Raw genomic sequence first — 12,758 nt, 5'->3', positions numbered from 1 at the left:
ACCATGACGCTATCCCTGCCTGAGAACTACCGCGAGATCCTGATCGGCCTGGGCGAAAACCCGGAGCGCGAGGGCTTGCTCGACACCCCGATGCGCGCGGCCAAGGCCATGCAGTACCTTTGCCATGGCTACGAACAAAGCGTCGAGCAGATCGTCAACGGTGCCCTGTTCGCCTCGGACAGCGATGAAATGGTGATCGTCGCCGACATCGAGCTCTATTCCCTGTGCGAACATCACCTGCTGCCCTTCATCGGCAAGGCCCATGTAGCTTATATTCCTACGGGCAAGGTCCTGGGGCTGTCGAAGATCGCCCGGCTGGTGGACATGTTCGCCCGCCGCCTGCAAATCCAGGAAAACCTCACCCGGCAAATCGCCGACGCGGTGCAGCAAGTCACCCAGGCCGCCGGCGTTGCGGTGGTGATCGAAGCCCAGCACATGTGCATGATGATGCGCGGTGTCGAAAAACAGAACTCGACCATGAACACCTCGGTGATGCTCGGCGCCTTCCGCGAGTCCAGCACCACCCGCCAGGAGTTCCTGCAATTGATTCGACGGAGCCAATAAATGCCACAACTTCAGCCAGCCATGGCACGCATCAAGGTCAAGGACCTGCGCCTGCGCACCTTCATCGGCATCAACGAGGATGAAATCCTCAACAAGCAGGATGTGTTGATCAACCTGACCATCCTCTATGCCGCCCAAGAGGCGGTGCGCGACAACGACATCGACCACGCGCTGAACTACCGCACCATCACCAAGGCGATCATCGCCCACGTGGAAGGCAACCGCTTCGCGCTGCTTGAACGCCTGACCCAGGAGTTGCTCGACCTGGTCATGGCCAACGAGTCGGTGCTGTACGCCGAAGTCGAAGTCGACAAGCCTCACGCTTTGCGATTTGCCGAGTCGGTGTCGATTACGCTCGCAGCAAGTCGGGCTACTTCGTAGCAGCTGCAAGCCTCAAGCTGTAAGCTTCAAGCCTGACCACCGCAAATCCACTCTTGCAGCTTGAAGCTTGCCCCTTGAAGCTGCCTCGCAGAGACCTCCATGAACGATCAACAACGCCTCGAACTCGAAGCCGCCGCTTTCCGTCGGCTGGTTGCCCACCTGGACAGCCGCAAGGATGTGCAGAACATCGACCTGATGAACCTCGCCGGCTTCTGCCGCAACTGCCTGTCCAAGTGGTACAAGGCCGCCGCCGATGACCGCCAGATCGAGGTCAGCCTCGACGACGCCCGTGAAGTGGTCTACGGCATGCCGTACGCCGAGTGGAAAGCCCAATACCAGCAAGAAGCCAGCGCCGAACAGCAAGCGGCGTTCGCCAAAGGAAAACCCGATGCCTGACCTGAACACCCTGCGCACCCGCCTCAAGAGCGGCGAACACGCCTTTGCCGACACCCTGGCCTTTATCGCCGCCGGCTACGACTACCAGCCCCAGGCCTTCGACAACGGTGGCGTGCAAAACGCCGCCGGGCAGAACGAAGGTTCTTGCAAGACCCTGGGCCTGGCACTGCTTGAAGGCTTGAGCGATGAAGAAGCGTTGCTGGCGTTTGGCGAACATTACCGTTCGGTGCTGGCCACGCCCGAAGGCAATGATCACGGCAATATCCGTGCGCTGATGGCCCATGGGTTGGCGGGGGTGAAGTTCGAGGCACAGCCGCTGCAACGGCGCTGATCGGCTCTTCCTGTGTGGTGAGGCCCGCTTTTGTGGCGAGGGGATTTATCCCCGTTGGGCTGCGTAGCAGCCCTAAAACCTGCTGCCTCGGTGTGTCAGAGTTTGGGTAACTGCTTTGGGGCTGCTTCGCAGCCCAGCGGGGATAAATCCCCTCGCCACAAGGGCTCCATTCATCCTCATGAAGAACGCCTCACCACATCCCGACTTTTAAGATTGACCCGGCAACTTTATTTCGTTTGCCGGGCCCCTCTGCTCGCGGCTTAGATAAAGGAAACCTTTCCTCCCTCCGAGCCGTCATCCATGAGCAGCGAAACCATCAGCCAGTCGATTTCCATCGTGCACCCCGTCAGCCTCAGCCATGGCAGGAATGCCGAAGTCTGGGACACCGATGGCAAGCGTTACATCGATTTCGTCGGCGGCATCGGCGTGTTGAATCTCGGCCATTGTCATCCGCGCGTCGTCGAGGCGATCCGCGAACAAGCCACCCGGCTGACGCACTACGCGTTCAACGCCGCGCCCCATGCGCCCTACATCGAACTGATGGAGCGCCTGGCGGCGTTTGTTCCGGTGGATTACCCAGTCAGCGGCATGCTCACCAACAGCGGCGCAGAAGCGGCGGAAAACGCCTTGAAGATCGTGCGTGGTGCTACGGGACGCACCGCCGTCATCGCTTTTGATGGCGGTTTCCACGGTCGTACCCTGGCCACCCTCAACCTCAACGGCAAGGTCGCGCCCTATAAACAAAAAGTCGGTGTACTGCCCGGGCCGGTCTATCACCTGCCCTACCCCAGCCAGGACAACGGCGTAACGTGCGCCGAGGCCTTGAACGCCATGGAACGGCTGTTCAGCGTCGAGATCGACGTGAACGACGTTGCCTGCTTCATCGTCGAGCCGGTCCAGGGCGAAGCCGGTTTCCTGGCGATGGACATACCATTCGCCCAGGCCCTGCGGCAGTTCTGCGACGACAAGGGCATTGTGCTGATCATCGATGAAATCCAGTCCGGCTTCGGTCGCACCGGCCAGCGTTTTGCATTCTCGCGCCTGGGCATCGAGCCTGACCTGATCCTGCTGGGCAAAAGTATTGCCGGCGGCGTCCCCCTCGGGGCAGTGGTGGGGCGCAAGGCGTTGCTGGACAACCTGCCCAAGGGCGGACTGGGCGGCACCTACTCGGGCAACCCCATCGCTTGCGCTGCCGCACTGGCAACCCTGGACGAAATGACCGACGCGAACCTGCACGCCTGGGGCATGCAACAGGAAGAGGCGATCGTCAGCCGCTACGAATCCTGGCGCCGCCGTGGGCTGTCACCGTTCCTCGGCCGCCTGACCGGTATCGGCGCCATGCGCGGCATCGAGCTGGCCCACGCCGACGGCACCCCGGCATCGGCGCAACTGACGCAACTGCTGGCCCTGGCGCGGGAGTCAGGCTTGCTGCTGATGCCCAGCGGTAAATCGCGACACATCGTGCGGCTGCTGGCGCCATTGACAACCGAGCCGGCAGTGCTGGAAGAGGGGTTGGATATTCTGGAGGCCTGCCTGGCGAAGCTGGCCTGAAATGCAATGCTTCTGAGCACACAAAAAACTTGTGGGAGCGGGCTTGCTCGCGAATGCGGGGGATCAGCCAGCACAGTGTTGACTGACACACCGCATTCGCGAGCAAGCCCGCTCCCACAGGTTTGCGTGGAGCCTAAGTAAAAAAACCGGCCGAAGCCGGTTTTTTTATGCCAGATGAATCAGAACGAAGCGTTCTGCAGGTCATCCAGGTAACGCTCCGCGTCCAGGGCCGCCATGCAACCGGCACCGGCCGAGGTGATGGCTTGGCGGTAGACGTGGTCGGCCACGTCGCCGGCGGCGAAGATACCTTCGACGCTGGTGGCGGTGGCGTTGCCGTCGCGGCCGCCCTTGACCACCAGGTAGCCGTCCTTGAGATCCAACTGGCCGTCGAACAACAAAGTGTTCGGGGTATGGCCGATGGCGATGAATACGCCGTCGACTTTCAGCTCTTCAAAGCTGCCGTCGTTGTTTTTCAGACGGGCACCGGTCACGCCCATGTTGTCGCCCAGCACTTCATCCAGGGTCGCGTTGAGCTTGAGGATGATCTTGCCTTCGGCGACGCGGGCATTGAGCTTGTCGACCAGGATTTTCTCGGCGCGGAAGATTTCACGACGGTGGACCAGGGTGACCGTGCTGGCGATGTTGGCCAGGTACAAGGCTTCCTCGACGGCGGTGTTGCCGCCACCCACCACGGCCACTGGCTTGTTGCGGTAGAAGAAACCGTCACAGGTCGCGCAGGCGGAAACGCCTTTGCCCATGAAGGCTTCTTCCGACGGCAGGCCCAGGTAACGCGCACTGGCGCCGGTGGCGATGATCAGGGCATCGCAGGTGTAGGTCGCGCTGTCACCCTTCAGGGTGTACGGCTTGGCGGCGAAGTCCACAGCATTGATGTGATCGAAAACGATTTCAGTCTCGAAACGCTCGGCGTGCTCTTTCATACGCTCCATCAACGCCGGGCCGGTCAGGCCGTGGACGTCGCCTGGCCAGTTGTCGACTTCGGTGGTGGTGGTCAATTGACCGCCAGCCTGCATGCCGGTGATCAGCAGCGGCTTGAGGTTGGCACGGGCTGCATAAACCGCAGCGCTGTAACCGGCAGGGCCGGAACCGAGAATAATCACTCGCGAATGACGGACTTCAGACATGACCTGCTCCTGTTGACCGGACCTTGCGGGCCGGAACGCCGGGTGAGCGGCGTGAATAAAAAAGGACCGTTGACGCACTTGGGGAAGGCTTGGTTCGACAGTCCTGAAAAAAGAATGGGTGCAGCGTATCGAGGGTGCGAAGATTAAGGAAATACGGTTTAACAATCCAGCTCATAGGCGAGCTCTATCCGCAGCGGCCGTTTCAATAGCGTATCCGCGGCAATAAAGGTTGTTACGCGCCATGTCGCCGCTTTCCCGCGCAGGGTAAAGCCGGTAAGGTCGGCGCGTTCAACTTCGCTCGGAGTCACCTATGCCCGCCCCCGTCCTGTCCGGCCCGCAATATTTGCGAGAAGGCCTCAAGCTGGTCTTGAGCCCGGGCCTGCGTTTGTTCGTACTCTTGCCCCTGGCGATCAACCTGGTGCTGTTCGTCGGATTGATCTACCTGGCCGGCCATCAGTTCAGCCTGTGGGTCGACACACTGATGCCGTCGCTGCCGGACTGGCTGAGTTTCCTCAACTACGTTCTTTGGCCGCTGTTCGTGGTGCTCGTCGTGCTGATGGTGTTCTTCACCTTCACCATGCTGGCCAACGTCATCGCCGCGCCGTTCAACGGCTTTCTGGCAGAGAAAGTCGAGGTTGTCGTCCGGGGCACCGATGATTTCCCCGCCTTCAGTTGGGGCGAGTTGGTCGCCATGATCCCGCGGACCCTCGCCCGGGAGGCGCGTAAGCTCGGCTATTTCCTGCCCCGTGCCCTGGGGCTGTTCGTGCTCTCGTTCATCCCCGTGATCAATATCGTGGCCGCACCGCTGTGGCTGCTGTTCGGTGTGTGGATGATGGCGATCCAATACATCGACTACCCGGCGGACAACCACAAGCTGGGCTGGAACGAAATGCTCGCCTGGCTGCGGGAAAAACGCTGGCAGAGCCTGGGCTTTGGCGGCAGCGTGTACCTGGTGCTGCTGATCCCGGTGGTGAACATCCTGATGATGCCGGCGGCGGTAGCCGGGGCGACCTTGTTCTGGGTGCGTGAGCAAGGCGCCGAGACTGCGTTGGCCCGGCAAGGCTGAGTCGGTCACAAATCCATCATCCTGGCGTCACAATGACGAAATGGCCCCGGTCGACACTGGGGTCATGACCACATCTCTGCACATTACCCTGATCACCGAAACCTTCCCGCCGGAAATCAATGGCGTGGCCAATACCCTGGGCCGCCTGTATGACGGCTTGCGCGCCCGTGGGCATCGGGTGGAGCTGATCCGGCCCCGCCAGGCCGACGACCAACGCCAGGCCAGTGATGAGCAGTTGCTGCTGTGCCGGGGCTGGCCACTGCCGGGGTATCCGGGTTTGCAGTGGGGCCAGGCGTCGATGCACAAGCTGCTGCGGCGCTGGAAACGTCATCGTCCGGATGTACTGTACATCGCCACGGAAGGTCCCCTGGGTTTGTCGGCGTTGCGGGCGGCGCGGCGCCTGGGCATCTCGGTGGTCAGCGGTTTCCATACCAATTTCCAGCAATACACCCAGCAGTACGGCTTCGGCTTGTTGAGTCGCGCGCTCACCCATTACCTGCGCTGGTTTCACAACCGCTCCAGCCTGACCCTGGTCCCCAGCCTCAGCCAGCGCATGGAGCTGGAGCGTCGGCATTTCGAGCGGGTAGCGCTGCTGTCTCGCGGCGTGGACAGCCAGTTGTTCCATCCGATCAAGCGCTCGGCCACCCTGCGTGAGGCCTGGGGCCTGGGCGAGGATGACATCGCCGTGATCCATGTCGGGCGCCTGGCACCGGAGAAAAACCTCGGGTTGCTCAAGCGCAGTTTCGACACACTGCGCAGCGCATTTCCGGGCCGGCGGATGAAACTGGTGGTGGTCGGCGACGGCCCGCAGCGATCCGCGCTGGAGCAGGAACTGCCCGACGCAATCTTTTGTGGCTCACAACGAGGCGAGGCGCTGGCTGGTCATTATGCGTCCGCCGATGTGTTTGTCTTTCCAAGCCTGACCGAAACCTTCGGCAATGTCGTGCTGGAGGCATTGGCGTCCGGGCTGGGCGTGGTGGCCTATGATCAGGCTGCGGCGGCGCAACACATCCGCCACGGCTACAACGGCGTGCTGGCAATGCCGGGGGACGAAGAAGCGTTCTGCGATGGGGCCCGCTGGCTGCTGGAAGAGCGAGAGGCCTTGCGGTGCGTGCGGCTCAATGCGCGCCAACATGCCAGTCGCCAAGGCTGGGCGGCGGTGATCGAGCAATTTGAGGCGCAGTTGCGTGGGGTTTGTGCCGGCGAGCCTGTGATGCCTGCTGCGCCGACAGTGCGCTGAGTCTTCGGCGATATTGAGATCGCCATCGCGAGCAAGCTCGCTTCCACATTTGATCTTCAGCGAACATGAGTCTGGTGTTCGACAAAGATCCCCTGTGGGAGCGAGCTTGCTCGCGATAGCGTCAGATCAGGCGCCGCTTAAACCAGCGTCATCAACGCCTCACGACTGAACGGCAAGATCTCCTGCTCACGCCCTTCGCGCACTTTTTGCGCCCAGTCCGGATCCACCAGCAGCGCACGCCCCACCGCCACCAGGTCGAACTCATCGTTGTTCAGGCGTTCCAGCAGTTTTTCCAGGCTGGCCGGCTGCGCGACTTTGTCGGTGTTGACCATGAACTGCAGGAACTCGCCGTCCAGGCCGACGCTGCCCACAGTGATGGTGGGCTTGCCAGTGAGCTGGCGGGTCCAGCCGGCCAGGTTCAACTCGGAGCCTTCGAATTCCGGCTCCCAGAAGCGGCGTGTCGAGCAATGGAAAATATCCACGCCAGCCTCGGACAACGGCTTGAGGAATTCGCCCAGGGCTTCAGGGGTCTGCACCAGGCGCGCAGTGTAGTCCTGCTGTTTCCATTGGGAGAACCGGAAAATGATCGGGAAGCCCTCGCCCACCGCCGCGCGCACGGCGCGGATCAATTCGATCGCAAAGCGCGAACGGTTGGCCAGACTGCCGCCGTAACCGTCGGTGCGCTGGTTGCTGCCTTCCCAGAAGAACTGGTCCACCAGGTAACCGTGGGCACCGTGGATTTCCACGCCGTCCATGCCGATGCTCTGGGCATCTTTCGCGGCCTGGGCGAACGCAGCGATAACCTCGTCGATATCGGCCTGGGTCATGCCATGGACCACCACTTGGCCGTCCTTGAGCTTCTCGGTCGGGCCATAGCCCGGCACGCTGGCATCCGGCTCGGTCCCGACGCGTCGCACGCTGCCCACATGCCACAGCTGGGGAACGATCTTGCCGCCTTCGGCGTGCACCGCATCAACCACTTTTTTCCAACCGGCCAGCGCGGCATCGCCATAGAAATGCGGCACGTTCGGATAGCCGTTAGAGGCCTTGTGCCCGACCGTCGTGCCCTCGGTGATGATCAGGCCTACCCCGGCCGCCGCACGACGACGGTAATACTCGATCACCTTGCTGTTCGGCACGCCACCTGGCGAGAAGGAACGGGTCATCGGCGCCATTACCACGCGGGTCGGCAGCTCGAGCGCGCCAAGCTGGAAGGGTTTGAACAGGGCTTTTACTGGCATGGGGGCACTCCACGGGACAAGGTCGCAGGTCTATATGACGAGGATAATATGCGGCGTGCCTAGTGCTGGGTAGCACTATTGATTGGAGTGATTAAGGATCAGAAGGGAGCAGACGGATCGCGATTAGGTGGACTGAACCGAATGCACAGCCGGGTGCAGAACTTGTGGCGAGGGGATTTATCCCCGCTGGGCTGCGCAGCAGTCCTAAAATCTGATATCCGGTGTGTCAGCCTAATCAAGTTGCTTGCTCTTGGGGCTGCTGCGCAGCCCAACGGGGATAAATCCCCTCGCCACAGGGGGTCAGTGCCGGGCTTTCAACCCAACGCTTTTTCGATGGCCTGGATCACCGCAGGATCATCCGGCGCCGTACGCGGCGAGAACCGCGCTAGCACGCGACCGTCCTTGCCGAGCAGGAATTTTTCGAAGTTCCAGGTAATGTCCCCGGGAAACTCGGCGCCCTCGCCCGCCAGCAGACGGTACAACTGATGACGGTCATGACCGTTCACGTCCAGTTTGCTGGACAGCGGGAACGTCACGCCATAATTGAGGCTGCAGAATTCCTGGATTTCCTGCTCGGTCCCAGGCTCTTGCCCGGCGAACTGATTGCAGGGCAGGCCCAGCACGCTGAAGCCCCTGGCCTTGTATTGCTGGTAGAGATTTTCCAGCGCAGCGTACTGAGGCGTCAGGCCACATTTGGAGGCGACGTTGACCACCAGCACGACTTGCCCCTTGAAAGGCGCCAGAGCAAGCTCCTGACCATCCAGGGCTTTCAGTTTAAGGTCGTGAAAAGCACTCATGACGAACTCCAGGTTTGCGGATCTTTTCGAAACAGCCATGGGTGATGCTAACAGTAACCGACTAAAAAGGCGCCGTATGGCGCCTCTCCAGTTCACTTGAGCGTAGCGCAGAAATCAGTGGTGATGGCCACCTTCGCCATGGACGTGACCATGGGCGATTTCTTCCTGGCTGGCGTCACGGATGTCAACGATCTTGACCTTGAAGTTCAAGCGCTGGCCGGCCAATGGGTGGTTGCCGTCAACAGTGACGTCGTCGCCTTCCAGATCGCGGATGGTGACGATCTGCATCTGGCCATCGGGCGCCGAGGCATGGAACTGCATGCCCACTTCCAGCTCATCCACGCCTTCGAACATGCTGCGGCTGAGGGTGCTGACCAGTTCGGCGGAGTACTCGCCGTAAGCGTCTTCCGGTTCAACGGTAACGTCCAGGTCGTCACCGACTGTTTTGCCTTCCAGGGCTTTTTCCAAGCCCTGGATGATGTTGCCTGCGCCATGCAGGTAGACCAGCGGAGCGCCGCCGGCAGAGCTGTCGATGACCTCACCAGCGTCGTTGGTCAGGGTATAGTCGATGGAGACAGCCTTATTGGCGGCGATCAGCATGGGGCGAGACCTTTTGCATAAGAATGAAGAACGGACAAGTCTAAACAAGGATTTGCCCGAAAGCGAACGGAACCCGGACAAACGGGCTTGCTCGAACAGACCAACGGTCACCGGATTTCATCAGGACGAGGACGGGCACTGGGTGGCCGAGCTGTCCTGCGGTCACACCCAACATCTGCGCCACCAGCCACCGTGGCAATCCCGGGCCTGGGTGCTGGACCCTGCGCAACGTATTGAAAAAATAGGCCAGCCCTTTGACTGCGGCTGGTGCGCGCAGGCCCCGGTTAGCGATAACCTTGGCGACTGAATTTGACGGTAGACGGCCAGACATAGGCCGCGCCCTGGTGTCCTGTATCGCAAATACAAGACACCCTAGCCATGCTCCTTTAGAGAATCCGCATGCAAACTTTTTTTATCGCACCCACCGATTTTGGTGTGGGCCTGACCTCCATCAGCCTCGGGCTGGTGCGTACACTCGAACGGGCCGGGCTGAAAGTCGGCTTTTTCAAACCCATCGCCCAGCCTCATCCCGGCGATACCGGGCCGGAGCGCTCCACTGAACTGGTGGCCCGCACCCACGGCCTCAAGCCACCGCAGCCCCTGGGCCTGGCTCACGTCGAGCGCATGCTGGGGGACGGCCAGCTCGATGAGCTGCTGGAAGAAATCATCACCCTTTACCAGCAAGCAGCCATCGGCAAGGACGTGCTGGTCGTCGAAGGCATGGTCCCGACCCGCAACGCCAGCTACGCCGCCCGGGTCAACCTGCACCTGGCCAAGAGCCTGGACGCCGAGGTCATCCTGGTGTCGGCGCCGGAAAACGAAGTGCTGACCGAGCTGTCTGGCCGGGTAGAGCTGCAGGCGCAACTGTTCGGCGGACCGAAAGACCCGAAAGTCCTCGGGGTGATCCTGAACAAGGTCCGCACCGACGAAAGCATGGAAGCGTTTTCCGCGCGCCTCAAGGAGCACTCGCCCCTGCTGCGCAGCGGCGATTTCCGCCTGCTGGGTTGCATCCCGTTTCGCCCCGAACTCAACGCCCCGCGCACCCGCGACGTGGCCGACCTGATGGGCGCACAGGTGCTCAACGCCGGTGACTACGAAACTCGGCGCATGAGCAACATCATCATTTGCGCCCGCACCATGCGCAACACGGTGGAGCTGCTCAAGCCCGGCGTGCTCGTGGTCACCCCTGGCGATCGCGACGACATCATCCTGGCCGTGAGCCTGGCGGCGATCAACGGCGTGCCACTGGCCGGCTTGCTGCTGACCAGTGACACCCTGCCCGACCCACGCATCATGGACCTGTGCCGCGGCGCCTTGCAGGCCGGGTTGCCGGTGCTGTCGGTGAGCACCGGCTCCTATGACACCGCCAACCTGCTCAACGGCCTGAACAAGGAAATCCCGATCGACGACCGCGAACGCGCCGAGATCATCACCGATTTCGTCGCCAGCCACCTGGATGCCAAATGGTTGCACCAGCGCTGCGGCACGCCACGGGAAATGCGCCTGTCGCCAGCGGTGTTCCGCTATCAATTGATCCAGCGCGCCCAGGCCGCCAACAAACGCATCGTGCTACCCGAAGGCAGCGAACCGCTGACCGTCCAGGCCGCCGCCATTTGCCAGGCCCGGGGCATCGCCCGCTGCGTGCTGCTGGCCAAACCGGCTGACGTCGAGGCGGTGGCCCGCGCCCAAGGCATCGAACTGCCGCCGGGGCTGGAGATTCTCGACCCCGACTCGATCCGCGAACGCTACGTCGAGCCCATGGTGAGATTGCGCAAGAGCAAAAGCCTGAACGCGCCGATGGCCGAGCAGCAACTGGAAGACACCGTGGTCATCGGCACCATGATGCTGGCACTGGATGAGGTCGACGGGCTGGTGTCCGGGGTCATCCATTCCACCGCCAACACCATCCGCCCGGCCTTGCAACTGATCAAGACCGCACCGGGTTGCACCCTGGTGTCCTCGGTGTTTTTCATGCTGTTTCCCGAGGAAGTGCTGGTCTACGGTGATTGCGTAATGAACCCGCACCCCAGCGCGACGGAACTGGCGGAGATTGCCCTGCAGAGTGCCGACTCGGCCGCCGCCTTCGGCATCACCCCACGGGTGGCCATGCTCAGCTATTCCAGCGGCGAGTCGGCCAGCGGCGAAGAAGTAGAGAAAGTCCGCGAAGCCACGTTGCTGGCCCATGAGGCGCAGCACAGTTTGCTGATCGACGGCCCGTTGCAATACGACGCCGCCGCCAACGAAGCCGTGGCACGGCAACTGGCGCCCAACAGCCAGGTGGCCGGCCGGGCGACTGTCTTCATCTTCCCGGACCTGAACACCGGCAACACCACCCACAAGGCCGTACAACGCAGCGCCGATTGCGTCAGCCTCGGGCCGATGCTGCAAGGCCTGCGCAAACCGGTGAACGACTTGCCTCGCGGCGCCCAGGTCGACGACATCGTGTACACCATCGCCCTGACCGCGATCCAAGCCGCCAACCGACCCATGGATATTTAAATGCTGGATTTCCTGCCTGCCGCCGTGCGCGGCGTCATTGCCTCGCTGCTCTTGGCGCTGAACACCATCGCCTGCTGCACGCCGCTGTTCATCGTGGCGATCTTCAAGCTGTTGCTGCCCTTCCCTGCCGCCCAGCGCTTCACCGACTGGCTGATGGGCCACATCCACGAAACCTGGATCAGCAACAACAAGGCCTGGATGAACCTGCTGCGCCGCACCCGCTGGCACCTCAGCGGCCTGGAGGGTCTGGACTACCAGCATTCCTACCTGGTCACCAGCAACCACCAGAGCTGGGTCGACATCATGGTGCTGCAGTACGTGCTGAACCGGCGCATCCGCCCGTTGAAGTTTTTTCTCAAGCAGGAGCTGATCTGGGTACCGGTGATTGGCCTGGCCTGGTGGGCGCTGGGGTTCCCGTTCATGAAACGCTACTCCAAGGCTTATCTGGAGAAGCATCCGGAAAAGAAAGGCAAGGACCTGGAAACCACCCGCAAGACCTGCGCGAAGTTTCGCAACAACCCGGTGGGCATTTTCAACTTCGTCGAAGGCACGCGCTTCACCGAAGGCAAGCATGCCCAGCAGCAGTCACCGTTTCGCTACCTGCTCAAGCCCAAGGCCGGCGGCATCGCGTTTGTGCTCGATGCTATGGGTGAGCAACTGGAGTCGATCATCAACGTGACGATCCATTATCCAGGCGGGCGTCCGGGGTATTGGGATTTGCTGTGCGGCAAGATGGGCGAGGTGGTGGTGCATTTCCAGGAACTGAAGATTCCAGCGCAGTTCATCCGGAAAAACTACGATCAGGACGGCGCGTATCGCCTGGAATTCCAAGGCTGGATCAACCAGTTGTGGCAGGACAAGGATGCGTTGCTGGAGCAGATGCACCGCGAATACCCAGATCACCGTTAATCCCTGTGGGAGCGGGCTTGCTCGCGAAAGCGGTGTGTCAG

General features: G+C 61.6%; 14 protein-coding genes. 10 read left to right on the top strand and 4 right to left on the bottom strand.

Translation table 11 applies throughout. The annotated features are described in order from the left end of the window. The first annotated feature begins 3 nt into the window (after nt 1-3). The 5 genes from folE to CD58_RS04590 all read left to right on the top strand — a co-directional run bounded on the left by folE (nt 4) and on the right by CD58_RS04590 (nt 3,223). Complete coding sequence (folE, locus tag CD58_RS04610) at nt 4-564, top strand: GTP cyclohydrolase I FolE (RefSeq protein WP_025211889.1); 561 nt, start codon at nt 4-6, stop codon at nt 562-564. After that, nucleotides 565-945, top strand: coding sequence for a dihydroneopterin triphosphate 2'-epimerase (gene folX / locus CD58_RS04605; RefSeq protein ID WP_025211888.1), 381 nt, complete (start codon nt 565-567; stop codon nt 943-945). A 99-nt stretch (nt 946-1,044) separates the two neighbouring features. Then, nucleotides 1,045-1,341 (top strand): DUF1244 domain-containing protein, encoded by a 297-nt coding sequence (locus tag CD58_RS04600; protein WP_025211887.1) that lies wholly within the window; start codon nt 1,045-1,047, stop codon nt 1,339-1,341. Continuing rightward, nucleotides 1,334-1,672, top strand: coding sequence for a HopJ type III effector protein (locus tag CD58_RS04595; RefSeq protein WP_025211886.1), 339 nt, complete (start codon nt 1,334-1,336; stop codon nt 1,670-1,672). Before CD58_RS04600 ends, CD58_RS04595 begins: the two co-directional genes overlap by 8 nt. Before the next feature lie 300 nt (nt 1,673-1,972). After that, the gene (locus CD58_RS04590) at nt 1,973-3,223 is read left to right on the top strand and encodes an aspartate aminotransferase family protein (protein WP_025211885.1); all 1,251 of its coding nucleotides are present in this window, start codon (nt 1,973-1,975) and stop codon (nt 3,221-3,223) included. 179 nt (nt 3,224-3,402) lie between these two features. Here CD58_RS04590 and trxB read toward each other — a convergent pair whose 3' ends face one another. Then, complete coding sequence (gene trxB / locus CD58_RS04585; RefSeq protein ID WP_025211884.1) at nt 3,403-4,365, bottom strand: thioredoxin-disulfide reductase; 963 nt, start codon at nt 4,363-4,365, stop codon at nt 3,403-3,405. Between the two features lie 310 nt (nt 4,366-4,675). Here trxB and cysZ point away from each other — a divergent pair, with 310 nt between their 5' ends. Next, nucleotides 4,676-5,431, top strand: a complete 756-nt coding sequence (gene cysZ / locus CD58_RS04580) for a sulfate transporter CysZ (protein WP_025211883.1) — start codon at nt 4,676-4,678, stop codon at nt 5,429-5,431. A 40-nt stretch (nt 5,432-5,471) separates the two neighbouring features. Further along, the gene (locus tag CD58_RS04575; RefSeq protein ID WP_025211882.1) at nt 5,472-6,671 is read left to right on the top strand and encodes a glycosyltransferase family 4 protein; all 1,200 of its coding nucleotides are present in this window, start codon (nt 5,472-5,474) and stop codon (nt 6,669-6,671) included. Nucleotides 6,672-6,808: 137 nt separating this feature from the next. On the opposite strand, the gene CD58_RS04570 is transcribed toward CD58_RS04575, so the two are convergent. The 3 genes from CD58_RS04570 to CD58_RS04560 all read right to left on the bottom strand — a co-directional run bounded on the left by CD58_RS04570 (nt 6,809) and on the right by CD58_RS04560 (nt 9,309). Further along, nucleotides 6,809-7,912, bottom strand: a complete 1,104-nt coding sequence (locus tag CD58_RS04570) for an NADH:flavin oxidoreductase (protein ID WP_025211881.1) — start codon at nt 7,910-7,912, stop codon at nt 6,809-6,811. Nucleotides 7,913-8,226: 314 nt separating this feature from the next. Beyond that, the gene (locus tag CD58_RS04565; protein WP_025211880.1) at nt 8,227-8,709 is read right to left on the bottom strand and encodes a glutathione peroxidase; all 483 of its coding nucleotides are present in this window, start codon (nt 8,707-8,709) and stop codon (nt 8,227-8,229) included. Between the two features lie 114 nt (nt 8,710-8,823). Beyond that, complete coding sequence (locus CD58_RS04560) at nt 8,824-9,309, bottom strand: FKBP-type peptidyl-prolyl cis-trans isomerase (protein ID WP_003178049.1); 486 nt, start codon at nt 9,307-9,309, stop codon at nt 8,824-8,826. On the opposite strand from CD58_RS04560, the gene CD58_RS04555 reads away from it, so the two are divergent. The 3 genes from CD58_RS04555 (at nt 9,278) to CD58_RS04545 (ending at nt 12,717) form a co-directional block, all read left to right on the top strand. Continuing rightward, entirely contained in the window at nt 9,278-9,616 is a 339-nt protein-coding gene (locus CD58_RS04555) for a DUF3565 domain-containing protein (protein WP_080712631.1), read from the top strand. The genes CD58_RS04560 and CD58_RS04555 overlap by 32 nt on opposite strands. Before the next feature lie 92 nt (nt 9,617-9,708). Next, complete coding sequence (gene pta / locus CD58_RS04550; RefSeq protein ID WP_025211879.1) at nt 9,709-11,808, top strand: phosphate acetyltransferase; 2,100 nt, start codon at nt 9,709-9,711, stop codon at nt 11,806-11,808. Continuing rightward, on the top strand, nt 11,809-12,717 hold the full coding sequence (locus CD58_RS04545; RefSeq protein ID WP_025211878.1) for an acyltransferase: 909 nt from the start codon (nt 11,809-11,811) through the stop codon (nt 12,715-12,717). It abuts the gene before it with no gap. Nucleotides 12,718-12,758: the final 41 nt, after the last annotated feature.

Source organism: Pseudomonas brassicacearum, from assembly GCF_000585995.1.
Classification (GTDB): Bacteria; Pseudomonadota; Gammaproteobacteria; order Pseudomonadales; family Pseudomonadaceae; genus Aquipseudomonas; species Aquipseudomonas brassicacearum_A.
The sequence above is the reverse complement of the archived record's forward strand: the minus strand, read 5'-3'. Positions and strand labels throughout refer to the sequence as shown.